Here is a 26,500-nt window from a genome sequence, read left to right on the forward strand (position 1 = left end):
ACCGATGCGCAGCACCTGCACCATCTTCTCGGCGTCGATGTCATACGATAGCGTCGCGTGGTGGAGCACGGCACCCGAGCTGAGTCGCTTCTGCGCAGCGCCGCCGATCTTGCCCTGCGGCGACGCGATGTCGTTGAGCGGCTCGTAGCTCGCCTCGATGCCGATGCTCGTGAGTGCCTCGAGCACCCACTCATCGAGGAAGCTGTAGGACTCGGTAAAGCTCATGCCCGCGACCAGCTCGGCCGGAACGTAGAGCGAGTACGTCACGATCGACCCGGCCTCCATGAACATCGCCCCGCCGCCCGAGATGCGGCGAACGACCTGCACGCCGTACTTCTCCGCGTTCTCGAGGTCGACCTCGTTCTTCACCGACTGGAACGAACCAAGCACGACGGCCGACTCGTCCCACTCCCAGAACCGCAGCGTCGGCGGGCGGTGGCCAGCGCCGACCTCCTCGGTGAGCACCTGATCAAGCGCGACCTGCGTCATCGGCGAGAGCGGGCCGTGCTGAATGACCTGCCAGTCATACTCGCGCCAGTCGCGCGCACCGAGAATCGCGCGGCGCACGGCCACGGCCACGGCCTCGGGCGAGAAGCCGAGCAGCACCGAATCCGCGGGCAGTGCGTCGCGCACCGCGCGCGCGATGTCCTCACTCGTGCTCTCGAGTGACAGCCCGTTGAGCGCCGCGTTCACCAGTTCGAGGGCCTCGTCGGGCTCGAGGAAGAAGTCGCCGGCGAGGCGCACGTTCGCGAGTGCGCCGCCCTCGGCGTCGAAGTCGATGACGACAAGCTTGCCGCCGGGAACCTTGTATTCGCCGTGCACGAGTGCCGGCCTCCGATCTTCGGTCGTGTGCGTTAGCGCCCGAGTTCGCTCGGCGCGCGAAGGTGCCAGTCGAGCCACTCGATCAGGTCGGTCGTGGCGTCGGCTCGGTTGAGTTCGTTGAAGACTTCGTGGCGGGCGCCGTCGTAGATGCGCAGCGTGACGTCGTGCATGCGCGACAGGTGGCGGTAGCACCAGGCGAGTGCCCGGGCACCGCGCCCGCGGTTCGAGACCTCGTCTTCGCTGCCGCCGNTGTACATCGGCACGCGCGCGGCCCGGCCCATGAGCAGCGGCCGCGGCACCGAGAAGGCGCCAAGCACGGCCGGCATGTCGAGCATGTCGGACTGGCCAATGTCGAAGCCGTAGCGGTCTTCGATCATCCACTTGATCTCGGCCTTGTCGCGCGTGAGCCAGCTCATGCCGTGCCCGTCGCCGTCCCACGGCTCGTTGAAGTTGCCGGTGTTCGCGATGCCCGGGATGAGCAGGGTCGTGCCCGACCAGACGACGGCATCGAAGATGGTCGGGTTGGTGGCGAGTATCTGCTGCCCCATGAGCGAACCCCACGAGTGCCCGAACTCGACGAACGGGATGCCCGGGTAGAGCTCCTTGCCCCACTCGATGACGCGACGCACGACGCGAATCGAGTCGCGCATCCCGTGCACGCCCATGACACCAATGCCCTTGTTGTTCACGCCCGTGCGGCCGTGGCCGATGTGGTCGTTCGCGATGACGGCGTAGCCCGCGGCGGTGAGGTCGTTCGCGAGGCGCTGGTAGCGGCGCGCGTGCTCGCCCGCGCCGTGCGAGATGTGGATGAGCGCGACCGGTTCTCTCTCGGGGCGCCACTCGTAGATGTGCACCGAGACGCCGTTCACGTCGAGCAGGTGCTCGCGGTAATCGACCTCGAACCCGTCGTTTGTCGTGTCGATGCCGGGTGTGTAGAAGCGGTCGGCGACGCCCATCAGCCCTCGACCCCTGCCTGCGCTGCCTCCCAGCGCGCGTTGATCACGGCGGTGAACTCGCGCACGAGCAGCGCGATCTCGTCGTGGTTCGCGATAATCGGCGGCGCGAGGCGCACCGTGATGCCGTGCGTGTCTTTCGCGAGGATGCCGTGGTCGAGCAGGTCGAGGCAGACGTCGTGCGCGCTGCCGATGGCCGGGTCGATGTCGACACCGGCCCAGAGGCCCGCGCCCCGCACCGCGGTGACGCCGCGGCCGATGAGCGACTCAAGCGCGTCGAAGAGCACCGGGTGGAGCTCCTGGTTGCTGCGCTGCCAGGTGCCGCTCGCGAGTTCGTCGACGACGGCCTGACCGACGGCAGCGGCCATCGGGTTGCCGCCAAAGGTCGAGCCGTGCGCGCCGGGCGTGAGCACGCCGAGCACGTCTTCGTTGCCGATGACGGCCGACACCGGCAGGATGCCGCCGCCGAGCGCCTTCGCGACCGTGATGAGGTCGGGTTCGACGCCCTCGGCCTGGAAGCGGAAGGTGGTGCCGGTGCGGCCGAGGCCCGTCTGCACCTCGTCGAAGATGAGCAGCACGCCCCGTTCGCTCGTGATGCGGCGCACCTCGGCGAGGTACCCCTCGTCGGGCAGCAGGATGCCGGCCTCGCCCAGGATGGGCTCGAGGATGACCGCGACGGTGTCGTCATCGATCGCCCGCTCGATCGCGGCCGCGTCGTTGAACGGCACGAGCTCGAAGCCGGGCGTGTAGGGGCCGTAGTCGGCGCGGGCCACCGGGTCGTCGCTGAGCGAAACCATCGCCATGGTGCGGCCGTGGAAGTTGTTCTGCATGCCGATCACCTTTTGGCGGCCGTTCTCGATGCCTTTGACCTTGACGCCCCACTTGCGGGCGACCTTGATCGCGGTCTCGTTCGCCTCGGCGCCGGTGTTCATGATGAGCACCTGGTCTTTGCCCGCGAGCTTCGCGAGCCCTTCGGCGAAGTCGCCGAGGCCCTCAACGAATACCGCGCGCGATGCGAGCGAGATCGTGGCCATCTGGTCGCGGGCCGCCGCAACGAATTTCGGGTAGGCGTGGCCGAACGTCGTCGCCGAGAACGCCGAGAGGCAGTCGAGGTAGCGCTTGCCATCGACGTCGGTGACCCAGGAACCCTCGCCCGACGCGAGCACAATCGGCAGCGGCGCGTAGTTGTTCGCCGTGAAGTGCTCGACCTTGCTTACTTCCTGCAGCTCGCGTTCGCTGAGTCTGGCCCGCTCATCTGTCATGCGTGCAAGCCTAGCGCGCTCGCGCCGGGCGCCCCGTGAACTCGGGGCACCCGGCGCGAGGCAGGACCTGGCTAGTTGCCGTCCTTCGAAACGAGGATCTTCACGGCCGTTTCGTTGTGGTTGATGAGGGTGTCGAAGCCCTTCTCAACCAGGTCGTCGAGCGCGATCTTGCCGGTGATGAAGGGCTTGAGGTTGACCTTGCCCTCCTCGACGAGCTTGATCGTGTCGGGGTGGTTGTTTACGTAGGCGATCGAACCGCGCATGTCGATCTCCTTCATGACGAGCTTGTGCATGTCGAAGTCGGCCTTGTGGCCCCAGATCGAGACGATGAGCAGCACTCCGGTCGGGCGCAGCGCGTCCATCAGGGTGTCGAGCACGACCTGCACGCTCGTGGCCTCGAACGCGACATCCGCACCCTTGCCACCGGTGCGCTTGCGAATCTCCTCGGGCACGTCGACCTCGCGCGGGTCGAACGCCTCGTCGACAACGCCCGCTTCGAGCGCCTTCTGGCGGCGCAGCTCGCTGAGCTCTGAGACATAGACGGTGACGCCGATCGCCTTGAGCACGGTCGCGGTGAGCAGGCCGATGGGGCCCGCGCCGCCGACGAGGGCGGTCTGGCCGGCGACGGCACCCGAGCGGTCGACCGCGTGCTTCGCGACCGAAAGCGGCTCGATGAGCGCGGCCTCGTCGAGGGGGATGTCCTTCGAGATCTTGTGCACCCAGCGCTCGCGCACCACGATCTTCTCGGCGAGGCCTCCGCCGCGCCCGGCGAGTCCGATGAAGTTCATGTTCGGCGAGAGGTGATAGTCGCGGCTGCTCGGGCCGGTGTCGACGTCGTCGGCGATGATGTACGGCTCGACCACCACGTGGTCGCCGACCTCGACGCTCGTGACGCCCTCGCCAACCTCGTAGACGACGCCCGACATTTCGTGACCGAGCGTGATGGGTGATGCCTCACCAGAAATAGGGTGCGGGTGACCCTGCGGCGGGCAGAAAATGGGGCCGTCTAGGTACTCGTGCAGGTCGGTGCCGCAGATGCCGCAGTAGGCGACGTCGATGCCGACCGTGCCCGGTTCGACCGTAGGTTCCTCAATGTCTTCGATGCGAATGTCGTGGTTACCGTAGTAACGAGCTGCCTTCATTTCACCCTCCAAGTAGATCCTTCTGGGACACCTCAATTATCCGCCCGCGAACCGTAAACTTCCCTGAAACCGGAGGGCGAAACCGGGTGCTCCTGCGGGAACATTTTGCCCGGGTTGAGGATGCCCTTCGGGTCGAACACGGCCTTGATGTGCCGCTGCAGCGCGAGCTGCGTGTCGCCGAGTTCGGCGCCGAGCCAGCGGCGCTTGAGCAGGCCGATGCCGTGCTCGCCCGAGAGTGTGCCGCCGAGCTCGAGCGCGGCTTCGAACAGCTCGCCCGCTGACTGCCAGATCTCGTCGGGCACCGCAGCCGCCGAGCCCTCGAACACGAACGTGGGGTGCAAGTTGCCGTCGCCGGCGTGGGCCGGGCAGGCGATGAAGACGTCGTACTTCGCGGCGATCGCCTCGACGCGCTCGAACATGTCGGCCATCCGCGAGCGCGGCACGGCGCAGTCTTCAACGAGCATGGCGCCCATCGCCTCGAGGGCGGGGAAGCCGCGGCGGCGCACGTCGACGAGCGTCGCGGCCGACTCGGGGTCGAGCGTGAGCTCGGCCGAGGTGGCGAGCGGCGCGACGAGCTCGAGGATGCGCTCGGCCTCGCCCCGCGCATCCGCCCCGTCGGTCTGGATGAGGAGGTAGGTGTTGCCCTGCGAGGCGAGGTCGACGCCCGTCGCGTTCGAGGCGGCAACGAGCATGTTGCGGTCGAGCAGCTCCATGATCGCGGGGCGGATGCCCGCGGCGGTGACGGCGGCGGATGCGTCGGCCGCGTCGCGCACGCCCGCGAAGTACGCGCCGATGGTCGGTACCTCGCCGGTGATCGCAGGCCGGAGCTTCAGCGTCGCCTCGACGATGATGCCGAGTGTGCCCTCGCTGCCGATCATCAGCGCGCAGAGGTCGTAGCCGGTGACGCCCTTGACCGTGCGGTGGCCGACCTCCATGAGCTCACCCGACGCGAGCACAACATTGAGCGCGAGCACCGACTCACGGGTGACACCGTACTTCGCGCAGAGCAGGCCACCCGCGTTCATCGCGATGTTGCCGCCGACGCTCGAGAAGTCCTTCGACGCCGGGTCGGGCGGCCACCACAGGCCCTGCTTCGCCAGCTCGGCGTTGNAGTTCGCCGTTGAGGATGCCGGGTTCGACGACGCAGAGCTGGTCGTCGGGCTGCACCTCGAGAATGCGCCGCATGCCCGCGGTCGAGAGCACGATCTCGCCCTCACCCGCCGAGGCGGCGCCCGCGAGGCCCGAGCCGGCGCCGCGGGGCACGATCGGCGTGCCGGTCTCGCTCGCGATGCGGCAGGTCGCCTGCACGTCCTCAATCGTCGCCGCCTCGACGAGCACGAGCGGCGTACCCGCCGCGAGCGCGCCGGAGCGGTCGGTGCGCAGCGTCGCGAGCACCGCGGGGTCGGTGACGACGCGCTCGCCGAGCTGCTCCCGCAGGAGCTCGAGGACTGCTGGCATTACGCCCCTTCGGGTCGGCGCAGCTGCCCGCCGTCGGAGAGCACGCTGACGTTGTGGTCGATGACGAGTTCGTGCGGGAACAGCTGCTGCACCCGCTCGTCGCNATAGCCGAAGCGGTGCGCCGTGATCGAGATCGACTGCTCGCGCAGGAACGGCAGCATCTCGAGTCGACCCGCGAGCGTCACGTCGTCAGAGAACAGGGCGATGTCGACCGAGTTCTTCAAGTGCGCGCAGAGCTGGCTGCGCGAGCCGCCGAGCAGCCGGATGCGCGGGGCCTCGACCAGCCCCTCGTCGCGCATGCGCTCGAGGAACTCCTCGTCGCTCTCGATGCGCACCTGCGCCTCTCGCTGCGCGAGCTCGCGCAGCAACGTCGGCGGCAGCTCGGTGGCGGTCGAGATGAGCAGCTTCGCGCGGGCGGCAGAGGCGGCCACGAGCACCTGCCCGAGTTCGGCCGCGGTCGTCTCGGACGAAACGCGGATGAGGCAGAGCGCCGGCCGGTAGCGCAGCAGGTTGCGCNCGGGAGGTTTGTGACGTCGACGACCTCGCCGTACTCCTCGTTCCAGGCGATCTGGCAGCTCAAGGCGGTGCGGCGCACGCGCTCGAAGTCATCAAACGCGAGCCCGGGCTGGAGTGCCTCAATGAGCCGCGCGGTCGACTCCTCAAGGCCGCGCAGGTGCAGCGTGTGCGACTGCGAGTGCTCGGCCGGGCGCCAGGCGCCGAGGTGGAGCAGCGTGTTTGGCCCGCCCGACTTCAGCTTCGTGCCGATCATCGACCGCTTCCACCCGCCGTACGGTTGCCGCTGCACGCGGTGCCCGACGACGTCGCGGTTTACGAAGAGGTTGCCCGCCTCGACGCCCTGCACCCAGTGGGCGATCTCAGAGCGGTCGAGCGAGAACAGGCCCGCTCCGAGGCCGTAGTCGAGGTGATTCTGCAGCTCGATCGCGGCGTTGAGGTGGTCGGCGTGCACGATGTTGATGACGGGCACCGCGGCGTCGTTGTGCAGCAGCGGCGACGTCGGCTTGACGCCCATGCGCACGCCGGGGGTCCACAGCCGGCCGGTGTCGTCGAGGCTGCGCGGCTCGACGAGCCACCGCTCACCCTCGGCAAGCTCGGTGAGCATCTCATAGCCCTTGCCCGCAGCCTTCGCGACGAGTGGGCCCGCGTGCACCGAGGGGTCAGCCGGGTAGCCGATGCGCGTCGAGGCGACGGCGTCGGCCAGCTGCTCGGCGAAGCGGCTCTTGAAGGCAGTCGAGCCGACGAGAATCGCGGTCGATGGGCGCAGGGGGTCTTGCCCCGCCGCGCTGACGACGCTGTGGGCGATGTCGCGCGCAGCCTGGTCGTAGTCGGCGGCCGGCGTGACGATGACCGAGCTCTTGCCGCCCGAGGCGCCGATGAGCGGCAGGTCGGGGCGCCACTCAAAAAAGTGCGAGGCGGTGGTGTACGCGCCCTGCATGAGTACACGCTCGACGCGTTCGTCAACGATGAGTTCACGCCCGAGCTGGTCGTCGGTGATGCGCGAATAGTCATTGCCCGCGACCTGCAGCAGGCCGTCGGCGAGCTCGGTGGACCAGAACACGCGGGCGACAATCGCCGCCGTGCGCTCGCTACGCGGCGAGGGCTTGAGGATCACGGCCGAGCCCGCGCCGAGGGCCGCGACNGAGAATCGATACGACCGACGACACCGGGAAGATCCAGCCGGGCACCGCGACGCTGACGGCCACGGGCTCAAACTCGGCCCCCTGCATCCGGTCGAGCTGACGAGCCAGGTGGGCGTCGTAGTTCGCGAGGTCGATCGCGTGGCTCACGTCGTGGTCGATCTCGGCGAAAGCGAGGCCGGTCTCGGCCATCGCGACCTCGATGAGGCGGGCGCGGTTCGCGTCGAGGGCCTTCGCGATCTGCTCGAGCGTCGCCGCCCGCTCCCAGCCACTCGTCTGCCGCCACGAGTCGCCGGCGACGTGCGCGCGATCGATGATCTCCTGCACTTGCTCGACCGAGCCAAGCTGGTGTTCGGCGGCCTCGTCGATGCCGAGCTCGCTCCGCGCCGCGCGGCGCTGGATGTGGCTGGCCCAGTCGCGCACGTTCTCGAGTGTCGGGTCGCTGAGCGGGTCGTTGCGGAAGGTGTTGCGCAATATGCGGCCGCGGCGCAGGCCGAGCACGACCTCGGTGAGGTTCGGGGTTGCTCCGGTCTCGGCGGGGTTGATCGTGCCCGAGGCGTCGGCCGCCGGCGCGACGCCGGTCTCGTGCGGTTCGGGCCGGTCGATCGGCAGGCTCTCACCGCGCTCGCGGTCGCCAAGCACCGTGGTCGCTTGCGCCGCCTGCGCCAAATTGCTGAGGTCGACCGAGTCGGTGAGCAGGGTGTCGCTCGTGGCGGGCTCGGGCTCGTCTTCGAACATGCCCTCGGGGAACAACTCGAGCTTGATCGCCGCCGTGACGCCCGGGGCGTCCTCGGGCGCGACGCGCTCCTGGTGCCGCAGCTGCCCCGCGGGAATCTGGTGCATGCGCGCGACCGCCGAGAGCAGCCGCTCCTGCTGCGGCCCAAGTCCGTCGACGCTCGTCGCTTCGTGCGCCTCGACGTGCTGCCGGGCGCGGTCGGTCACGATGGCGCGCAGGTACGCGGCGGCGGGGCGCCAGCCGGCGTTCGCGGGCAACTGGGCGACGCGCATCGTCAGGTCGGCGCCGAGTTCGCGCAGTCTCGCCAGCTCGGTCTCATCGGTGTCGGGACGTACCACCACCCCGACGCGAGTGAAGCTCTCGCGCGCGCGGGCTATCGAGGCCGCGAGCGTCGCATCCATCGCCACCGTGCTGTCGACCTCAAGCTCGAGCACGCCGCGATGCTCGGCCGTGAGCACGCCATCGATGAGGCGCGCCATGTTCGCGTCGACGTCTTCGTCGGTGAGGTAGGTCGCGACGCGCCAGCCGTTGCTCAGGGCATCGGCGCGCTCGCGCAGGCGATCGGGCATGCGGTGCAGCGACACTCGAATCGGGGCACCGCCCTCCTCGCGCAGCAGGTGGGCCGAGCCAGCCAACCGCCGCAGCAACGTGGCCGAGTCGGGCAGGTCGACCGGAAGCGCGATGCCGGCGCGCGCCCCGATCGCGTGTTCGGCGCGCAGCGCGCGCAGCAGGGTCTCAACGGCAAGCTCGACGTTCCGCGAGGTCGTCGCGCGCAGGAGCAGCAGCGGGCCGTGCTGCTGCTCGCGCGCGACGGCGAGCAGGTTCACGAGTTGGGCGGCGGCACGGTCGGCTGTGCCCGAAAAGTCCCAGTCGACGGGGCGGGGCTCGAGCGCGTCCCAGTCGAGCTCGACCTGCGCAACGCTCGGATGCGACAGCAGGGTGCGCACGCGGCCCCGCACGGCCGCGGCGCCGCGTTCGCCGAGCACCGGGTCGGTGAGCGGCCGCACTCGCACGTCGGCGTTGCGCTCGCGAGCGCGGTCGAGTGCCTTGTTCAGCGGCTCTGCGCCAGCCTCGGTGACGGCGTGCCCGAACAGGCTGCGCGTGGCCCGGCGCACGGCGGGCACGGCGATGAAGGGGATGCCCGGGCCGGCGAAGGCGCCGAGGCGAAACTTGCGGCGCGTGGCCGGGGTGAGCGACGCGGGGATGCGGTTGCCGAGGTCGCTCATGCCGAAGCCCGAGGCGAGCAGGTCGTCGGGGCGGAGCACGTCGTCGACGAGGCCCCGCAGGAAGGCGGCGCCGCCCTCCTCGTCGAGCGCGCGGTCGAGGTCGCCGCGGTCGTCGAGCTTCTCGCGTCGTCGCGCGCTCGTCTCGGCTTCAAGCTGCCGGTGGAGCTCCTCGCGCCCTCGCGCATCCTCTTGCCACCATCGGCCGAGCAACTCGAGCGCGGGCGGCACGGCTGCGTCGATCGGCACGTTGCCGGGCGTCTGCACCTCCTGGCGCTCGGTCTGGGGCTCGGCGCGGTGCGGCAGCGGCGTGGGCGAGATGACCTCGGCTTGCTCGATCGGCTCGGCGTGCTCGGCGTAGTCCTCCGGCGCATCCTCTTGGCGTTTGCGATGCATCACATCGCGCACGAGATCCGCTCGTTCGACCCGTCGGGCCCGCGCCTGCGACTGTCGCGGATCCCTCCCTTCCGATGCCGGTGGCGTTGTGCCCGGGGCGCCGGGATTACCCGCGTCATCGGGGGGGAGGAGATCTGCCATAGAGGCGAGCTTACTTCGGCTGCTGCAGAATTCCGTCGAAGAACGCGGCCAATTCGGCAGTCGCGTCGAGCGGCAACACCTGGGCAACATACTGGTCGGGGCGCACGACGACGATCGCGCCGTCGCGCGAGATTTCGCGCTCGTCGAAGATGTCGTATCCCCGCCCGGCGTGTACTGGGTCATGAATCCGGCAGGGAACTCGAAGGTCTGCTCGTAGAACTCCTCGAGCTGCCCCGGGTAGTCGAACTCCTCGGGTTTGCGCGCCATCATCGACCACCACTCGCGGTCGAAGTCGATGAGGTTCTGNGCCTGCCGTTCATCCGAGTACGAGTGCAGCAGCGAGGCGTCGGCGCGGCCCTCGAGCACGTGCCCGAGCTTCCACGAGATGTTCCAGCCGTCCTGCATCGACACGTTCATGCCCTGACCTGCCTTCGCCGAGTGGATGTGGCAGGCGTCGCCGCAGATGACGACGTGCGGATTTTTCGTGCCCTCATCGCCGTCGTCGACCTCGTCGAACTTGTCGGTGACGCGATGGCCAGCCGCGTTCCGCATGGACTAAATCGGAACTAGTTCATGTGCTTGCGGCCCCGTAGGTGCGTACAGCCACCAGGACGCTGTCCTGAACCTCGACACTTGCAGCGAAAGACACCCGTGTCGGGCTGGGGTGCGATGCCTCGGGATCGATGTGCGTGGGGAGGTCAGGATGTCGGAGGCGCCATCTAGTTTCCCCCATGAACAAGAACAGCGACATGATTGCGTGTGCGGCAGAGGCTTTGCGTGGCTTCGAGGCGATATGGAACCTATCTGTGTCCGACTTAATCGCCGTCGAGAACGGTCACCACTTCCATCGGGGGTGGCACATCGGCTGGATGTGGGGAAGTGACGAAGTGGACGGTTGCCACCTCGATTTCCTGAGTGAGCATCGTATGGCAGGGATTAGCGTTGCGCGGATTGCCCCGAATGGCTCGCGGACATGGATCGCCGCGCCCAAGGAAATGCGACGTCTCGGCGCAACACCGGAGGAGGATGACCGGCTGGAAAGCGAGTATCTCGAGCACAACCGACGGGCGTACGCCGATCTGCGCCGGAGGGGACTACTCCCTCCGTTTGGCGCAAATATCGGGAGCCAGGTCATCAATGAGGTCTTGCAGACTGGCGCCGGAGAAGCGCCCCCTCCTCAGAGCACGTCATGACCGCGATCCATGGTGCGACAGAGTCTCAGGAGACGCCTCCGGCCCAGACAACTCAGTGGCGGATGGTCACATCCGTGCCGGCATGCGGTTGGCGAAACGGCCTATTCGGCGGCCGCGTGCCACTCGTTCGGGTACGGCGAACGAGTTGACGGCACGCGCGCGGCCTCGGCCCACTCGAGTACCCAGTCGGGAATGAGCGCGGGCACATCGGCGGCCTCGTGCAGCTGCTCGATCACATCGGCATGGCCAAGCGCGCCGTTCGGGCCGGTGAAGCGGCCGACCACGAACGCCTGCGCGTAGATCTCGCCGTCCTTCACGAAGCGGTGCTCGATATAGAAGTTGCGGTCATCCATGCCGAGGTAGCGCGTGTTGAGGTCGTACTTGTCGCCGAGCGTGAGCGACTTGCGGTAGGTGATGGTCTGGCGCGCGACGACCGCGTTCCAACCGAGTGTCTGGATGCGCTTCCACAACCCTGTGCGCAGCATGAAATCGAGGCGCCCGAGATCCTGAATCGTCAGATATGTGCCATTGTTCATGTGCATTTGCACGTCGAGGTCAATGGGGCGCACCTTCATTTGGATGCGCGAGATGTCACGAACATCGCGGGGGCGGGCCATCTTTGCCTGCAGCCACACGCGGAGCATGCGCCAGAAAAACTTCACGCGCCGAGCCTAGGTGGCTGTGCGCGTGAAGCAATGACGGTTGTCGAGACCCTACAGTCATTAGCGGCCGTCGAGCGGCAGGTTGATCTTGCCGGTCTCGGGGCGACCCTCGTCAACGGCGGGCACGTCCTCCGGCGGTACGTCTTCGCCGAGTTCCTCGCGCTCGAGACGCATGAGCTCGCGAAGGTCGAGCGCGCTCGTCTCGGCGAGTGGCTCGCCCATGACGATCCACTCCATGCCGTCGAGCAGTGATGCGACCGAGCGCTGGCGGGCGACGACGTCGATGCGCAGGCCGAGGGCGCGCGCATCCTTCGCCGTGCGGGGGCCGATCGCCGCGAGCAGGAGATCGCTCGGCACCGGCGAGAATTGCTTCTGGACCTGCTCGGCGACCGAGCCCGAGGTGATGAGCACGGCCCGGATGCGGCTGTTGCGAATGTCGTGCTGGATCGACTCGGCCGCGGGCACGCCGACGCTGCGGTAGGCGATGACCGAGTCGACGCTGTGGCCGCGGCGCGCCAGGCCGTTCGAGAACGCCGGTTTCGAGTGCTCGGAGTGGAGCCAGAGCACGCGAATCTTCGGCATGCGCCGACCGCTCTCGCGCCATTCGACGAGCAGGCCCTTCGCCGAATTGTCATGCGTCGGCACGAAGTCGACCTTGTAGCCCGCCGCCGAAAGGGCGGTCGCCGTGGTCTCACCGGCCGCGGCAATGCGGGTGCTCTCGGGCACCCGAGCTTGCAGCGAGTGCATGACGTCGACGGTCGTTGCGCTCGTGACCACGAGCCAGTCGTACTCGCCGCGCTCGAGCCGCACGAGCGCATCCATGAGCTTCGGCGAGTCGCCGGGTGCCGGGCTCGCGAAGTTGATCAGGGGTGCGGTAATGGGAAACGCTCCGCGGGCGCGCACGGCTTCGGCCACGTCGTGGCCGAAGGTGCCGCCGCGAGGAACCAGAATCTTCCAACCGCGAAGCGGTCCAAGCGTTCGTTGGCTAGTCATGGCAGCGGGTCATCGGAGAACTTCAAATACCTCAGAGGAGTTGATCCAACGGCCGGTCAGCGGGGTGCCGGCCACGGCGATGGAGTCGCCGAAGGGTTCGGAGGGGTCGCCGAGCAGCCACTGCGGCTCGTCGGCCTCGGCCACAATCGTAAACGCGTCGATACCGACGCCGACGCGCGAGTGCAGGCTCACGACCGCCGCAGCATCTTCGTCACCGAAGTCGTCGTCTTCGTCGTCGTCNCTCGGTCTCGTCGACCGCCTCGATCGGTTGGAAGTTCGGTTCGGCGTGACGACCCGAGCCGCCCTCGGTCGTGCCGAACGCGTCGACGAAGCTGATCCACGCGCCCGCCTCGGGCTCGAGCTCGGTGAGCTCGACCGTGAGGTCGGCCGACACGGGAGCGGTCGCAAAGTAGCGGCTGAACACGCGCAGCAGCTGGCGGTACGCCCACTGGAGGTCGTCGGCCACAGGGCCGCGCAGCCAGAGGCACACAGCGGGGTCGGCGAAGCTGCCGAGGGTGAGGTCGTAGATGCCGCGGACCTCGACGCCCTCCACGCGAATCTCGGCGAGCACGCCCTCGAAGTGCTCGAGCGACTTCACGGCCTCGTCGGCCGCAGCAACTTCGGCGTAGTCGCTGTCGGTGTTGATGCCGAACGTGGCGAAGACCGAGTAGGTCACCGGCTCGTCGGTCGTCTCGAGGCCTTCGCCCTCAAACGGTGCTGCTTCGGTCATGCCGACTCCTTTGCTTAGCCCTTGCGGTTCGCGAGCACGATGGCGCCCGCAACGATGCCCACGAGACCGAGCACGGCGCCGCCAAGCAGGCCGTAGACGCGGGTCGGGTTTTCGTCTTTCGCGCGCAGGAACTGCGCCTTGCGGTCGTCGGCCCACTCGCCGACGCGGGCGGGCACGTCGAGCCGGTACTCGAGTGCGTTGAGCGTCTCGGCGAGTTCGCGGCGCAGCTCCTCGCGGCTGCGGCTCGAGGTGTCGTTACTCATACTTGCCCATTCCCTTCAGAGCGTTGAGGTCTTGCTGAACCGATTTGACCGTGTTCTGCGGCACGACGCCCTGCATGCGCTTGAACAGCATGATGGCGACGAGCGCGGCGATGATCATGATCACGAGCAGCGCGCCCGCGACGATGAGCGCCGACAGCCACGGCGCAAACACCGTGTTCAGGCCGAGAATCGCGGCGGTGATGAGCACCGCCCAGAGCGTGATCGCGAAGAACGCGACAACCGCGAACAGGCCCGCGCCAATGCCGCCCTTAATGGCCTTGCCCTGCAACTCTTGCTTCGCCTCGGCCGCCTCGGCCTTGGCGAGCTCGATGCCGAGCCGCGGCACATCGCCGAGCAGCTTGCCGAGCGGTCGCTTGGACTTCGGGTTGAACTTGCCGAAGCGCATCGGAGCTTCCGTGTTCGGGAAGGGTCCGCGCGCGTCGGACGCGTTCGGTTTGTCGTAGGTACTCACAGGTGCCCCCTTGATTTCGAATCCACGGATGAGGTCGCGGCGACGCGACTAGCGCGGGTTGCGCGTGCCCTTGGCGCGGGTGCCGTCGCCGANCGAGGTTGCCGAGACCGGCGCCGATCTGGCCCACGCCCTTGAGCGTGCTCGTGACGAAGCTCGGCACGTAGGTGTCGACGAGGCCAGCAACGTTATCGCGCTGCTTCACAACGGCCTTCGAATTCCAGAGTGCGTCTGCGCGCTCCGAAATCTGCTCGTATCTTTCGCGTCCTGCACGGGTCCCCAGTACGTATCCCGTGGCGATGCCGGCAATGAGTGCGATCTTGGTTGCAGCCTTCATGGTGCGTCCTTCACAGTCGGTGGGTGATCCGGCAAACCACGTTAGTCACCGGATATATCGGTTTCGTGAGAGTGGACCCGCGCTACCAAATCTCAACACGGTCAGCTTCGTCAAGCCAAAGCGCGTCGTCGGGGCCAACCTCGAAGGCGTCGTAGAACGGGGTGAGGTTGCGCACGATCTGGTTGCAGCGGAACTCGGCGGGCGAGTGCGGGTCGACCGCGAGCAACATCTTCATGTATTCGGGGCGACGCTTCTCGCGCCAAGCCTGGGCCCACGACAGGTAGAAGCGCTGGGCGCCCGTGAGCCCGTCGATGACCGGCGACTCGGCCCCGTCGAGGTGGCGCAGGTACGCCTTCCAGGCAATGCCAAGGCCGCCGAGGTCGCCGATGTTCTCACCGATCGTGAGCTCACCGTTGACGGTCTCGCCGTCGAGGTCCGCGGGAGAGAGGGCCGAGTATTGGCCGATGAGCGAGGCCGTGTGTTGCTCGAAGGCCTCGCGGTCGGACTCGGTCCACCAGTCGACGAGCCGGCCGTCGCCGTCGTACTTCGACCCCTGGTCGTCAAAGCCGTGGCCGATCTCGTGGCCGATCACCGCGCCAATGGCGCCGTAGTTCGCCGCCGCATCGCGGTGTTCGTCGAAGAACGGCAGCTGCAGGATTGCCGCGGGGAACACGATCTCGTTCTGGTTCGGCAGGTAGTAGGCATTCACCGTCTGCGGGGTCATGAGCCACAGGTCTCGGTCGACCGCCTTGCCGATGCGCGCGTAGACGCGCTCGGTCTCGACGACCGTCGAGCGGCGCACGTTACCGACGAGGTCGCGGGGCGACACCTCGAGCTGCGAGTAGTCGAGCCACTTCACGGGATAGCCGATTTTTGGCGTGAACTTCGCAAGCTTCTCGAGCGCCTTGCGCTTCGTGTCTTCGCCCATCCACTCGAGCTCGGTGATCGAGTCGCCGTAGGCGGCGAGCAGATCGGCCACGAGCGCATCCATCTTGCTCTTGGCCTCCGGCTTGAAGTGGCGGCGCACGTACTCCTCGCCGACGACCTCGCCGAGCAGACCCTCGACGTGGGCGACGCCGCGCTTCCAGCGGGCGCGCTGCTGGGGCACGCCCTGCAGCGTGGTGCCATAGAACTCGAAGTTCACCGACGAGATCTCGGGCGAGAGCACCGCCGAGTAGCCCAGCGCGATGCGCCAGATGAGCCAGTCGCGCCACGCGTCGAGGCGGTCCTCGGTGAGCAGCGTCGCGACGCCTTCGAAGAAGCTCGGCTCGCTCACGACGAAGCGATCGAGCGCACCCTCGGGCAGCTGCAGCTCCTGCAGCCAACCGCGCATGTCGAGCCCCTCGAACTTCGCGAGGAACTCGTCGAGCGTTGTCGGGTTGTAGGTCTGGTCGGCCTCGCGCGTGCGCACGACGTCCCAGTGGTGCTTCGCGATCTCGGTCTCGAGGTCGAAGATCCGCTGTGCGCGACCCTCGGGGTTCGGCACGTCAACGAGGCGCAGCATCCGGTCGATGTGCGCGACGTAGGCCTCGCGGATCGGCGCGTACTGCTCTTCGCGGTAGTACGACTCGTCGGGCAGGCCAAGGCCGCCCTGCTCGGCGTAGAGGATGTTCGTGTCGGGGTCGCCGACGTCGCCGATGACGTACATCGCGGCGAAGCCGGAAACACCCTGGCGCTCCTGACGGCCGAGCACCCAGAGGAACTCCTCGATCGATGAGACGACGAGCGCCTGCATGATGTCCTGCGTAATCGGTTCGGCGCCGAGGCGGGTCAGCAGCTCCTCGTCCATGAACGCGGCGTAGGCGTCGGCCGCCTTGCGCAGCGGCGTGCCGGGCTCAGCGTCGGCGTGCTCCTCGAGGATCTCGCGCACCGCGACCTCGGCCTCATCGGCGAGTTGGTGGAACGAGCCGTAGCCGCTCTTGTCAGCGGGAATCTCGGTCTCGCGCAGCCAGGCGCCATTGACGTGACGGAACAGGTCGTCCTGCACCCGAACATCCTGGTCAAACGAACCGCTGTCGATGCCCGAGGGCAGCTGCTCGGTGGGCTCCGTTGCATTCTCTGCAGTCATACGCCCAACCCTATGCCAGGCCAGCCGCGACCGAGGTGGGTGCGAATGCTTCCTACAATGGGCGCGATGGCCACACAGCAACTCACGCGCCGGATGCTGGCGCTCGCGATCCCCGCCCTCGGCGCGCTGATCGCGCAGCCGCTGTTCGTCGCGACCGACACCGCAATGGTCGGCCACCTCGGCGAACCGGTGCTCGCGGGCCTCGCCGTCGGCTCGACCGTCGTCACGACGCTCGTCGGGCTCATGGTGTTTCTCGCCTACACGACGACCCCGATGGTCGCCCGTCGCCTCGGCGCCGGCGACAAGCCCGGGGCCGTGCGCGCGGGCATCGACGGCATGTGGCTCGGCCTGGGCTGCGGCGTCGTGCTGCTGCTGATCGGCCTGCCGCTTGCATCGCCGATCGTCGCGAGCTTCACGCAGGATGCGCTGGTCGCCGACGCGGCAATGAGCTACCTCACGATCTCGCTCTGGGGCCTACCCGGCATGCTGCTCACGCTCGCCGCGACCGGCCTGCTTCGCGGACTGCAGGACACCCGCACCCCGCTCATCGTCTCGGTCGCCGGCGCCCTTGCGAACGTGCTGCTCAACGCCGTATTCATCTACGGCCTCAACCTCGGAATCGCAGGTTCGGCCCTCGGCACCGTCGTCGCTGAGTGGGGCATGGCGCTCGTCTACGTCGCCATCGCCCGCAAGGCGGCGATCGCACACGGCGTGACCCTGCAGCCTGGCATCGGTGACCCACGCCAGGCGCTCACCGCCTCAGGCCTCATGATTCTGCGCACCGTGACGATGCGCATTGCGCTCATCGTGCTCGTCTGGGCTGGCGGCCAGCTCGGCGTCACCGAGCTCGCGACGCTGCAGGTGACGTACACGATCTACAACGTGCTCGTGTTCGTGCTCGACGCGCTTGCGATCGCCGCGCAGGCGATGGTCGGCCACGACCTCGGCGTCGGCGACCGCGACACCGTGCGGCGCGTGACGCGGCTGCTGATCTGGTGGGGCATCGGGCTCGGCCTCGCGCTCGGGGTGCTCGTCGCCGTGACTTCGAGCGTGCTCGGCTACATCTTCACGACCGATGCGCGCGTGCTCGAGCTGCTGCCCGGCGCAATCGCGACGATGGCCGCGACGCTGCCGCTGTGCGGCTTCGTATTCGCGCTCGACGGCGTACTCATCGGCGCGGGCGACATTGCCTACCTCGCGTGGGTCGGCCTGATCAACCTCGCCGTCTTCGCGGTGTGCGTCTGGCTCGTGCTCACACTCGTACCCGCCGAGAGCGGCCTCTACTGGCTCTGGGCCGCCTACGGCGGTGGCTTCATGCTCTCGCGCGGCGCGACGCTCGCCGTGCGGGTCGCAGGCAGCCGCTGGATCGTGACCGGCGCATCCCGCTAGCCCGGCCGCGCACGCCGAGCAGCTAACCTATCGGGGTGCGTTTGGTGATTGCTCGTTGCTCAGTCGACTATGTCGGTCGGCTCACTGCCCATTTGCCCGAGGCGACGCGTCTGCTGATCCACAAAGCCGACGGCTCGCTGCTCGTGCACAGCGACGGCGGCAGCTACAAGCCCCTCAACTGGATGAGCCCGCCGTGCGTGTTCGCCGAGGTCGAGCCGAGCGATGAGCAGGCGGATGCGGGCATCGCGAAGATCTGGGAGGTCACCCACAAGAAGACGGGCGACAAGCTCCGCGTGCAGCTTTTCGAGATCATCAGCGACTCCGACCACCACCTCGGCGTCGACCCGGGCCTCACCAAGGACGGCGTCGAGGCCCACCTGCAGGAGCTCCTCGCCGCGCAGATCGAGCGACTCGGTGACGGCCACGAATTCGTGCGCCGCGAGTACATGACCGCGATCGGCCCCGTCGACATTCTCGCGCGCGACGAGTCGGGCAAGTCGGTCGCCGTCGAGATCAAGCGCCGAGGCGAAATCGATGGCGTCGAGCAACTCACGCGCTACCTCGAGCTGATGAACCGCGACCCGCTGCTCGCGCCTGTGACAGGCGTGTTTGCGGCGCAGGAGATCAAGCCGCAGGCCCGTACGCTCGCCGAGGACCGCGGCATTCGCTGCGTCGTACTCGACTACGACGACATGCGCGGCACCGACTCGGGCGCTCCGCGGCTGTTCTAGGCTGCCCGCGATGCGATTCTTCTTCGACGCCCGGTACATCCGCACCGACTTTCACGACGGCATCAGCCGCTACACGGCGCAGCTCGGCAGCGCCGTGCACGCGCTCGCCGCCGACGAGGTGACGTTTCTCATTCATGACCGGCGCCAGCTCGAGCACCTGCCCGGGGGTGCCAACTGGCTGCTGTTTCACTCGAACGAGTCGGCGCTCGAGCCGATCGCGGCGCTGAAGCTGAACAAGTACCGGCCCGACGTCGTCTTCTCGCCGCTGCAGACCATCGGCACGACCGGCCGCAAATACAAGGCGATCGTGACGCTGCACGACCTCATCTATTACCGGCACCGCCGCCCGCCGAGCAATCTCAATCTCGCGCTGCGCCTCGGCTGGCGCGCGTACCACCTCACCTACTGGCCGCAGCGGGCCGCACTCAATGGCGCCGATGCCGTTGCGACGGTGTCGGAGGTCTCGAAGCGCGAGATCGTCGGCCATCGCCTCACGAAGCGGCCGGTGCACGTGATTCCGAACGCGCCGAACGACCTGCGCGCGCTGCTGCCCGCCGGCGCGAGCCCCGCATCCGGCACCGGCCGCAATCTCATCTATATGGGCTCGTTCATGCCCTACAAGAACGTCGAGACGCTCATTCGCGGCATGGAGCTGCTGCCCGGCCGCACCCTGCACCTGCTCAGCCGCATCTCGCCCGAGCGGCTCGAGGAGCTCGAGCGGGTGGTCGAGCAGACACCGCTCGCCGACGGCTCCGAGATCGTGTTCCACGGCGGCGTGAGCGATGAGGAGTACGCGGCCCTGCTCGCCGACGACGCGCTGCTCGTCTCCGCATCGCTCGACGAGGGCTACGGCCTGCCGATCGCCGAGGCCCTCGCGCTCGGCGTGCCCGCCGTGGTGAGCGACCTCGAGATCTTTCACGAGGTCGCGGGCGACGGCGCCGCCTACTTCGCGGCGACGAGCCCCGACGAGTTCGCGCAGCAGGTCGAATCACTCAGCACGCCCGAGGGGCGCCAGGCGACATCGGCCGCCGGTCTCGAGCACATTTCGCGGTTCACGTGGGCTGCCTCGGCGCAGCGGCTGCTCGAGCTGGCGCGCGAACTCAAGGGGTAGGGACCGAATCCGAGCGTCTAGATCTCGACACAAGTTGTCATTTTTTAGACGCAGTACATTTGCTGTTGACAGCTGTCGTCGATCTGTGCAGAATTGCTACTGTCCCATGGAGCATTGATGCCATCTCAAACAGAGAGACTCCGATGAAAAAAATCGTCTGGCAATCGTCCTAACAACCGCTGCTCTCACCGTCGCTAGCATTGCTGGCGGCGCGGGAGCCGCAAACGCAACAACTGAGTACCCACAAGGCGGTACTTGGCAATACGGTGTACACGAACCGTCCAGCACAATCTTGGTGTATTCGAACTACCACCACCCGTCCAAGAAGCATCGATCTACAGCATGCAATAAGAACTCGTGTAGTCGTTCCGCCGACAAGGGCGCAAACGTCTGGTCTTATGCGAGCATCACAGCGAGCGGATCCATCTTTGGCGGGAACGGCAACACCGCCTACTATCACGTCTACTAGTTGAGAGCTGCATGGCGGGATGACATTGTTCGTTGCCCGCCATGCGGCCCCTCCCCGTCTAGCAACCGGACCGGAGTTTAATGATCGCCTGGAAGCACTCAAGGGATGCACTGCACGCTATCGCCACTTGTGTCGGGTTGGCGTTAGTTCTGAACGGCTGTACTGCAACCGCCGAAGAGCCGCATCAAGACCTCGTGGACACCACAGAGAATCTATCAACAGAAGCTCCGGAATTCTCAGGCCCTTGGGCGAGTGAATTCACCGCAGCGTATCAAAAAGCACCGAATGCGCAAGTACGGGAGTATCTCGCTGACGAAGAAATTAGCGAGGCAGAGAAACAGACGTTAACCGAGTCATTCCGCACTTGTCTGGCCGCGCAGGGCGTAACCTTTGACGATTTCAACGAAGATGGTTCCTTCGAATTCACCTTCGAAGAATCGGTCGGCCCTGACAACGCGAACACAATCGCCGACGAGTGCTCTGCCAGCGAGGGTGTCGACACGGCGATAAGCCTCTACTATTCGATCCACGCCAACCCCGAAAACAAAGATCAAAGCGTCGATATCGCAGCATGCATGGTTCGTTCGGGCACAGTGATCTCGACGTACAGTGCGGAGGACTACAAGTCATCGCCCCTCAGCGATTACGTTCTCGGCGACGAGGCGGCGGCGATCGAGGCAGTCCAGATGTGCGAGAGCAATCCGACGGGTGCCTTCGGTGGCTAGGTGGAGCGGCACGAAAGCAGGAGTTGCAATCGCTGTCGCCGTCACCGTGTTCGCGACCGGAGCTGCGGTGGGGCACCTGACCCTGCCAGGCAATGCCCCTGACCAGCTGGCACAGGCGTCAACGATCACCGAGTTTGCAGTAACTACCGAGTCGTTCGACGACGCCCGAACCGTGCAGGTTCGCTTTGATTCAACGGGGAACACCGAAGTGACCCCCGAGACCGCGGGCCGGGTCACTTCAACTTCATGCGTGACCGGGGGCTCGTTCACATCGGGCACGGTCGCCGCAGCGATCGACGGCGTCGAACTGCTCGCGCTCAGCACGACGACTCCGCTCTGGCGATCACTCACGGTAGGCGACACCGGCGACGATGTCGAAGCCCTCCGAACCGAGTTGGTGCGCCTCGGCGTAGATGTCGCAAGTACAGGTGCCGTTGATGCCGAGCTCATCAATGCATTCACGTCGCTTCTTGGCAGCAACTCTGCAAATGCAACGACGATTCCGCTCGAGCGCATCTTGTGGTTGCCGTCATCAGAAGCACACATCGTCTCGTGCGATGCGCCGCTAGGCGCCACCGTAGATACTGGCACCCCGCTGGCGACCGTCGCGGGCCTTATCAACGGCATCCAAGTGCTCGATTTCCCGACCGATCTCGTTCCAGGCGAACACGTGCTCGAAGTCGCTGGCATCACTGCGCCAGTCAACGAGTCCGGTGCCGTTACCGACGCGGCTGCTCTGGAAGCCGCGGGCCAATCGTCCCAGTGGCTCTCAGCATCAACCGCGGAGAATCCCGCTGACGCCGCGATCTCGGGGGTTGTTGCGCTCACTGTGCCGGTCTCCGTCGCGGCCGTCGCACCCGCGGCCGTATTCGCGGTAGACGGCACCAGCGCGTGCATTGCGACCGCCGATACCGACATTGCTGTCACGGTCATCGGTTCACGACTCGGCAAGACATATGTTGAGCCCGCTGCTGGGGGCGAGCTGCCGGCAACGGTGACGGCGCCCAGCGACCCACGACGCGACTGCAATCCGCAATGAGCGGAGTGCGCCTGCAAGGCCTCGGCCACCGTTTCTCAACTGAGGGGCCGTGGTTGTTTCGCGATCTCACCGACACATTCGTGCCCGGCGAGCGTTGCGCGGTGACTGGGCCCAGCGGGAGCGGGAAGAGCACGCTCCTCTCCATCATCGCGGGCTGGCTCAAACCCGCCGAGGGTGACGCCGTCCTCGACGACATTGCAAAGGTGCAGTGGGTGTTCCAGAATCCGCACGGGGTCCCCCGCCGAGCTGCGATCGATCACATCGCGCTCCCGCTCCTTGCCGCGGGGCTGACTCCCAAAGAGGCGGATGCGCAGGCCGAAGAGTTGTGTGAACGGGTCGGTCTCGACCACATCATCGACCGACGTCCGTTCTCTCAATTGTCAGGTGGCGAGGGTCAGCGCCTCATGCTCGCGCGCGCCCTCTCAGCTGGCCCCGATCTCTTGCTTGTCGATGAACCAACTGCTCAGCTTGACCGTCGCAATGCGCACACTGTCAACAGGGCCATCGCAGCGATCGGTGACGCGGGTGGCATCGTGCTCGTCGCGACCCACGACGCCGAGACAGCTGCATCCTGCGACCGACAGGTCGACCTCGGAGCCTACGCAGCGGGCGAACGGGTGGGTTCATAATCATGCGGGCCGATGCCATCGTTCGTGAGGCGACAAGAGATGTCTTAACGGGAACGGCGCGAGTCCTTACCCTCGGGCTCGTCTATGTCTGCCTCATCGGCATTCTGCTGCTTCACGAACTCACTTCGGTGATCGACCTTCTCGATGCCGCTGACGACTACCAAGCGCGGGGCGCAAACGTGCACGTCGTGACGGCCGAGGGCCGTATCGACGGGGCGGCCTGCGAAGCACTCAGTGCCGACTTCGGAGTCGATAGCGCCGCAGTCCGCGCGCTTCCCGGTCAGTTGCGCGTCAACATCATGCAGAACGTCCCCCTCAGCCAGTACGCCGCCACCCCCGGTATCGCGGCCGTGCTCGGCGTGACTGCAACCAACGGGGGTCCAACGCCAAGCGGCGCATTTGTTGGCTCCCCAGTCCTCAACGAGTTTGGTGCCACCACCAGACTCGCCACGAACGCCGGTGACATCGATATCGCCGGCGTCTACTCCTATCCCGACGACGGCCGCCGTGAGGGCTACGGTTACGCGGTCATGCTCCCCGAGCCCGTGGGCGAGGTTGCATACGACGAATGCTGGGTCCGCTCGTGGCCCGAACCCGCAAACCTCAACGCCATGCTGAGTTCGGTGGTGCTCCCCGCAGCGACCGCGGACGAGGGCGGCCCCGAGTTCGTGCAGCTCAATCCGTCGCTGGGAAGCAGCTTCGATGGTGCCTCGATGTTTGCCGATCGACTGAGTCGGTTCGACGGGGTCGCTGCCGTCGTGTTTGGCGCCGTCCTCGGGTTCTTCGCTGTACGGGCGCGTCGCCTCGAACTCGCGTCGGCCCGGCATGCGGGGGTGTCGACCAGCGCCCTGCTGCGCATCCAACTACTCCAACACGGGGTCTGGCTGCTGCTCGCCACGGCGGTGCTTATTTCGTTCACGCTCGTGGCGGCCACGACGCATTCAGATTCGTTGGGCTCGCTGCTAGGCCTTGGGCTGCGCGTGATCCTGCTTGGCGTCCCCGGGGCCGTCGCGGGCATCACCATCGCAGTCGTGAGCATCCGCGAACATGCCTTGTTCGCGTTCTTCAAAGAACGGTCGTAGCCGCTGACGCTCAGTGGCGTGAGGCTACCCTGGAGCGCGTGACCACCGACGAATCGATTGAGACCCGCACGGCGCAGCCCGCCGCATCCCTGCCGCCCCGCGCCGTGAGCCTGCCGCACGGCACCGGCATCGCGCCGTTTACGGCCGTGCTGTGGGATCTCGACGGCACGATCAGCGACTCGGCCGCCGGCATCATCGACGCGATGCGCCGCACCTATGACACGCTGCGCATGCCGATTCCCGACGGCGCGACGCTGCGCAGCTACGTCGGCCCTCCGATCATCGACACGTTCCGCGAGCAGGGGCTCGACGACGCGATCGAGATCAACCACGCGCTCGAGACGTACCGCGAGATTTACGACGCGGATGGCCTGCTCGCGTCGCCGCAGTTCCCCGGCGTCGGCGACATCATCCGTGAACTGAACGCCGCTGGCATGCCGCAGTCGACCGCGACGAGCAAGCCCGAGGATGCTGCGACCCGCGTGCTCGAGGCGTACGGTCTCGCCTCGCAGTTCGACTTCATCACCGGCGCGACCGCCGACGAGTCGCGCTCCGAGAAGGCCGACGTCGTAGCCGAGGCGCTCGCTCGCCTGCGCGGCGCCGGCGTCGACCTTAGCAACGTGCTCATGATCGGCGACCGGTTCTACGACGTCGAGGGCTCGGGCGAGCACGGCGTACCAGCGACCTACGTCACCTGGGGCTACGGCCACCTCGGCGAGGAGGCCGGTGCGGTTGCCGTCGTCACGACGCCGGCCGAGCTGCGCAGCGTGTTGGGACTGCCGCAGTAGGGGGCCGGCGAGTGAGGAGCAGGATGCGCACACAACGACTCCCCCGCCCCGCCGCCTTCACGGTGCTCGCGACGCTGCTCGCCGCGATCATCCTGGCGCTGACCCCGACCGCCGCGAGCGCGCNAACAGCCTGCAGCCACCGGCGTCAATGACTTCTCGTTTTCGAGTTGGCACACCGAGATCGACGCGACGATCGACCGAGGCGCCTTCGGCGGCGAGGTCGTGCGCTCGAAGTTCACCGAGACCATCACGGCCGAGTTCCCCGATTTCGACCAGAACCGCGGCATCGTGCGCGGGATTCCCGTCGACATGGGCGGGCAGACGATGCGCATCGAGGATGTCTCGGTGACCGATGGCGACGGCAATCCCGTGCCGTACGATACCGAGCAGGAGTTCGGGGCGAACGACCTCGTGCTCGTGATCGGCAACGAGTTCGTGCACGGCTCGACGACCTACGTGATCGAGTACACCCTCGTGAACACGCTCATCGCGTATGACTCTTCGTACCCCCACGTGCTCTACGCCCCAAACCTCACGCCGCCGAATCGGTACCAAGACATCGAGGAGTTCTCGGCCGAGGTGCGCCTCGACTCCGAGCTCTGGCAGGCGCTGCGCGAGCAGTCCGACAACGACGACTCCCCCGGCTACGACGGCCTCGACGCGAACTGCTACATCGGCGCGAGCTTCAAAGATGACTACTGTGACTTTTCGGTCGAATCTGGTGACGGCGTCACGGTCATCACCGTCGATTCGGTGAACCTCGGCGAGGAGGACGTCACGCTCGACCTGCGGCTCGACGCGAGCGAGGTGCAGCTGCCGAACTTCCTCGAGAAGCTCAGCGACACGCAGCGGCTCGCGTTCTGGCTCGTGCTCGGCACGCTCGCCGTGGCGATCGCACTGCTCGTGCTGCTGCAGCGCTCGCGCAGGCCCCGGCCGCTCACGCCGATCATCCCCCGCTACTCGAGCGACATCTCGCCCATTCGAGCGGCCATCGTGCTGCAGGGTGGTCGCCTGCCGGATCAGGGCCCGCCGTTCCGTGCCCACGTGCTCGACGCCGCCGTGCGCGGTGGCGTGCTGCTCGAGGAGTACCGGCCGAAGAATGCCAAGCCAGACTCGAAGCCACTTGTACGAGTGCGCTATGCCGAGCCCACCGAGGAGCTCCCGGGGCAGACCAAGCATTTCCTCCACAATGTGCTCGACATTCGCGAGTCGGGCGACAACGAGTTGCTCGTGAATAACAGCCAGACGCTCGTGAAGCGCTGGCGCCCGTTCGTCAAGGCCGCGGTCAAGCGGGTCGAAACGGATGGGCTCGCCGACGTTTCGGGGCGGGTGCGGCTTTGGAAGCTGCTCGCGTCGATCGCTATCTTGCTCTTCATCGCCGCCGTTGCGTTCGTGATCGGGCAATTCGCGCATGTGAGCGAGGACGTCATGTGGATTCCCCTCTGCTCAACGATCCTCGGCATCGTGGCCGTCATTGCGCTGCTCGTCGTGATCACCCTCAACCCACGCACACTCACCCAGTCGGGACGCGAGGTGCTCACCGAACTCTACGGCGTGCGCGACTACCTGCGCCTCGCCGAGGAAGACCGACTTCGAGCGCTGCAGGGCCCCGACACCGCCGAGCGCATCTCCGGGCCTGGCCCCGACTCAGCGACCGTGCTGCACGTGTACGAGCGGCTGCTGCCATTCGCGGTGCTGTTCAAGATGTCCAAGAAGTGGTCGGAGCTCATCGATCTCAAATACGCCGAAGCGCAAACCTCGCCGTCGTACGTGAGTGGTCACGCCGCGGGCATCATGTGGGCCGACCAGCAACTCCACGGGGTGAGCCCGACTTACTCCGCGCCGAGCGACTCGAGCGGCGGCGGCTACTCAGGCTCGTCGAGCTCGTTCTCGGGCGGCGGCGCGGCCGGCGGCGGTTTCGGCGGAGGTTCAGTCGGCGGGCACTAAATTCGCAGCCATGACTGATCCGAAGTTGACGCGTGAGGTGAGCGCCAGGGTCTCGCGACGCTGGCCGCTCGTCTCGGCCATTACGGC

General features: G+C 67.0%; 23 protein-coding genes and 2 pseudogenes. 11 read left to right on the forward strand and 14 right to left on the reverse strand.

Features of this window, described 5'->3' with window-relative positions; translation table 11 throughout:
* The 8 genes and pseudogenes from ID132_RS11700 to ID132_RS11740 form a co-directional block, all read right to left on the reverse strand.
* The coding region (locus ID132_RS11700) for a lipoate--protein ligase family protein (RefSeq protein WP_328744402.1) at nt 1-822 on the reverse strand (822 nt) is incomplete at its 3' end.
* A gap of 32 nt (nt 823-854) precedes the next feature.
* Nucleotides 855-1,778: an alpha/beta hydrolase gene (locus tag ID132_RS11705; protein WP_193128694.1), complete on the reverse strand. Its 924-nt coding sequence runs from the start codon at nt 1,776-1,778 to the stop codon at nt 855-857.
* Nucleotides 1,778-3,037, reverse strand: a complete 1,260-nt coding sequence (gene rocD / locus ID132_RS11710; protein WP_125106693.1) for an ornithine--oxo-acid transaminase — start codon at nt 3,035-3,037, stop codon at nt 1,778-1,780. The genes ID132_RS11705 and rocD overlap by 1 nt, the downstream gene beginning before the upstream one ends.
* 71 nt (nt 3,038-3,108) lie before the next feature.
* Entirely contained in the window at nt 3,109-4,179 is a 1,071-nt protein-coding gene (locus tag ID132_RS11715) for a 2,3-butanediol dehydrogenase (protein ID WP_125106692.1), read from the reverse strand.
* A gap of 32 nt (nt 4,180-4,211) precedes the next feature.
* Nucleotides 4,212-5,637 (reverse strand): annotated as a pseudogene (locus tag ID132_RS11720) (FAD-binding oxidoreductase).
* Nucleotides 5,638-5,857: 220 nt separating this feature from the next.
* Nucleotides 5,858-7,267, reverse strand: coding sequence for an aldehyde dehydrogenase family protein (locus tag ID132_RS14120; protein WP_193128696.1), 1,410 nt, complete (start codon nt 7,265-7,267; stop codon nt 5,858-5,860).
* Nucleotides 7,242-9,971, reverse strand: a complete 2,730-nt coding sequence (locus ID132_RS14990; RefSeq protein WP_413229377.1) for an aldehyde dehydrogenase family protein — start codon at nt 9,969-9,971, stop codon at nt 7,242-7,244. The genes ID132_RS14120 and ID132_RS14990 overlap by 26 nt, the downstream gene beginning before the upstream one ends.
* Nucleotides 9,954-10,325 (reverse strand): annotated as a pseudogene (locus ID132_RS11740) (FAD-dependent monooxygenase); the annotation flags it as partial. The pseudogene ID132_RS11740 and the gene ID132_RS14990, both read right to left, overlap by 18 nt.
* Before the next feature lie 194 nt (nt 10,326-10,519).
* Here ID132_RS11740 and ID132_RS11745 point away from each other — a divergent pair.
* Nucleotides 10,520-10,981, forward strand: coding sequence for a hypothetical protein (locus ID132_RS11745; RefSeq protein ID WP_193128698.1), 462 nt, complete (start codon nt 10,520-10,522; stop codon nt 10,979-10,981).
* 101 nt (nt 10,982-11,082) lie between these two features.
* On the opposite strand, the gene ID132_RS11750 is transcribed toward ID132_RS11745, so the two are convergent.
* From ID132_RS11750 to ID132_RS11780, 6 genes are all read right to left on the reverse strand, one after another.
* Nucleotides 11,083-11,643 carry an acyl-CoA thioesterase gene (locus tag ID132_RS11750; RefSeq protein WP_241209124.1) on the reverse strand — a complete coding sequence of 187 codons (561 nt, stop codon included), beginning with the start codon at nt 11,641-11,643 and terminating at the stop codon, nt 11,083-11,085.
* A 60-nt stretch (nt 11,644-11,703) separates the two neighbouring features.
* The gene (locus ID132_RS11755; RefSeq protein ID WP_193128699.1) at nt 11,704-12,636 is read right to left on the reverse strand and encodes a uroporphyrinogen-III synthase; all 933 of its coding nucleotides are present in this window, start codon (nt 12,634-12,636) and stop codon (nt 11,704-11,706) included.
* Between the two features lie 9 nt (nt 12,637-12,645).
* Entirely contained in the window at nt 12,646-12,828 is a 183-nt protein-coding gene (locus ID132_RS11760) for a hypothetical protein (RefSeq protein ID WP_193128700.1), read from the reverse strand.
* A gap of 552 nt (nt 12,829-13,380) precedes the next feature.
* Nucleotides 13,381-13,629 carry a DUF3618 domain-containing protein gene (locus ID132_RS11770; RefSeq protein ID WP_193128702.1) on the reverse strand — a complete coding sequence of 83 codons (249 nt, stop codon included), beginning with the start codon at nt 13,627-13,629 and terminating at the stop codon, nt 13,381-13,383.
* Complete coding sequence (locus ID132_RS11775) at nt 13,622-14,101, reverse strand: phage holin family protein (protein ID WP_193128703.1); 480 nt, start codon at nt 14,099-14,101, stop codon at nt 13,622-13,624. Before ID132_RS11775 ends, ID132_RS11770 begins: the two co-directional genes overlap by 8 nt.
* A 416-nt stretch (nt 14,102-14,517) precedes the next feature.
* On the reverse strand, nt 14,518-16,503 hold the full coding sequence (locus ID132_RS11780) for a M13 family metallopeptidase (protein ID WP_193128704.1): 1,986 nt from the start codon (nt 16,501-16,503) through the stop codon (nt 14,518-14,520).
* Between the two features lie 66 nt (nt 16,504-16,569).
* Here ID132_RS11780 and ID132_RS11785 point away from each other — a divergent pair, with 66 nt between their 5' ends.
* From ID132_RS11785 to ID132_RS11825, 10 genes are all read left to right on the forward strand, one after another.
* A complete protein-coding gene (locus ID132_RS11785; RefSeq protein ID WP_193128705.1) occupies nt 16,570-17,892 on the forward strand; it encodes an MATE family efflux transporter in 1,323 nt (440 codons plus the stop codon).
* Between the two features lie 35 nt (nt 17,893-17,927).
* The gene (gene nucS, locus ID132_RS11790) at nt 17,928-18,623 is read left to right on the forward strand and encodes an endonuclease NucS (protein WP_125106682.1); all 696 of its coding nucleotides are present in this window, start codon (nt 17,928-17,930) and stop codon (nt 18,621-18,623) included.
* 10 nt (nt 18,624-18,633) lie between these two features.
* On the forward strand, nt 18,634-19,734 hold the full coding sequence (locus ID132_RS11795) for a glycosyltransferase family 4 protein (protein WP_193128706.1): 1,101 nt from the start codon (nt 18,634-18,636) through the stop codon (nt 19,732-19,734).
* A gap of 163 nt (nt 19,735-19,897) precedes the next feature.
* Nucleotides 19,898-20,203 (forward strand): lactococcin 972 family bacteriocin, encoded by a 306-nt coding sequence (locus ID132_RS15370; RefSeq protein WP_413229378.1) that lies wholly within the window; start codon nt 19,898-19,900, stop codon nt 20,201-20,203.
* An 80-nt stretch (nt 20,204-20,283) separates the two neighbouring features.
* On the forward strand, nt 20,284-20,928 hold the full coding sequence (locus ID132_RS11805) for a hypothetical protein (protein WP_193128707.1): 645 nt from the start codon (nt 20,284-20,286) through the stop codon (nt 20,926-20,928).
* Between the two features lie 67 nt (nt 20,929-20,995).
* A complete protein-coding gene (locus ID132_RS11810) occupies nt 20,996-21,967 on the forward strand; it encodes a hypothetical protein (protein ID WP_211198414.1) in 972 nt (323 codons plus the stop codon).
* Nucleotides 21,964-22,596, forward strand: a complete 633-nt coding sequence (locus tag ID132_RS11815) for an ATP-binding cassette domain-containing protein (protein WP_193128709.1) — start codon at nt 21,964-21,966, stop codon at nt 22,594-22,596. Before ID132_RS11810 ends, ID132_RS11815 begins: the two co-directional genes overlap by 4 nt.
* Nucleotides 22,597-22,598: 2 nt before the next feature.
* Nucleotides 22,599-23,678 (forward strand): hypothetical protein, encoded by a 1,080-nt coding sequence (locus ID132_RS14125; protein WP_235988542.1) that lies wholly within the window; start codon nt 22,599-22,601, stop codon nt 23,676-23,678.
* Nucleotides 23,679-23,716: 38 nt separating this feature from the next.
* Nucleotides 23,717-24,466: an HAD hydrolase-like protein gene (locus ID132_RS14130; RefSeq protein WP_328744415.1), complete on the forward strand. Its 750-nt coding sequence runs from the start codon at nt 23,717-23,719 to the stop codon at nt 24,464-24,466.
* Between the two features lie 222 nt (nt 24,467-24,688).
* Entirely contained in the window at nt 24,689-26,413 is a 1,725-nt protein-coding gene (locus ID132_RS11825) for a DUF2207 family protein (protein WP_193128711.1), read from the forward strand.
* Nucleotides 26,414-26,500: the final 87 nt, after the last annotated feature.

Source organism: Gulosibacter sediminis (assembly GCF_014904065.1).
GTDB lineage: Bacteria > Actinomycetota > Actinomycetes > Actinomycetales > Microbacteriaceae > Gulosibacter > Gulosibacter sediminis.

Bases quoted from the DNA above. Each gene is read 5' to 3' on its own strand.
- ID132_RS11715 (WP_125106692.1), bottom strand. From the start codon at position 4,179: ATGAAGGCAGCTCGTTACTACGGTAACCACGACATTCGCATCGAAGAC.
- ID132_RS11745 (WP_193128698.1), top strand. From the start codon at position 10,520: ATGAACAAGAACAGCGACATGATTGCGTGTGCGGCAGAGGCTTTGCGT.
- ID132_RS11795 (WP_193128706.1), top strand. From the start codon at position 18,634: ATGCGATTCTTCTTCGACGCCCGGTACATCCGCACCGACTTTCACGAC.
- ID132_RS11785 (WP_193128705.1), top strand. From the start codon at position 16,570: ATGGCCACACAGCAACTCACGCGCCGGATGCTGGCGCTCGCGATCCCC.
- ID132_RS11805 (WP_193128707.1), top strand. From the start codon at position 20,284: ATGATCGCCTGGAAGCACTCAAGGGATGCACTGCACGCTATCGCCACT.
- ID132_RS11770 (WP_193128702.1), bottom strand. From the start codon at position 13,629: ATGAGTAACGACACCTCGAGCCGCAGCCGCGAGGAGCTGCGCCGCGAA.
- ID132_RS11815 (WP_193128709.1), top strand. From the start codon at position 21,964: ATGAGCGGAGTGCGCCTGCAAGGCCTCGGCCACCGTTTCTCAACTGAG.
- ID132_RS11780 (WP_193128704.1), bottom strand. From the start codon at position 16,503: ATGACTGCAGAGAATGCAACGGAGCCCACCGAGCAGCTGCCCTCGGGC.
- rocD (WP_125106693.1), bottom strand. From the start codon at position 3,037: ATGACAGATGAGCGGGCCAGACTCAGCGAACGCGAGCTGCAGGAAGTA.
- ID132_RS11755 (WP_193128699.1), bottom strand. From the start codon at position 12,636: ATGACTAGCCAACGAACGCTTGGACCGCTTCGCGGTTGGAAGATTCTG.
- ID132_RS14125 (WP_235988542.1), top strand. From the start codon at position 22,599: ATGCGGGCCGATGCCATCGTTCGTGAGGCGACAAGAGATGTCTTAACG.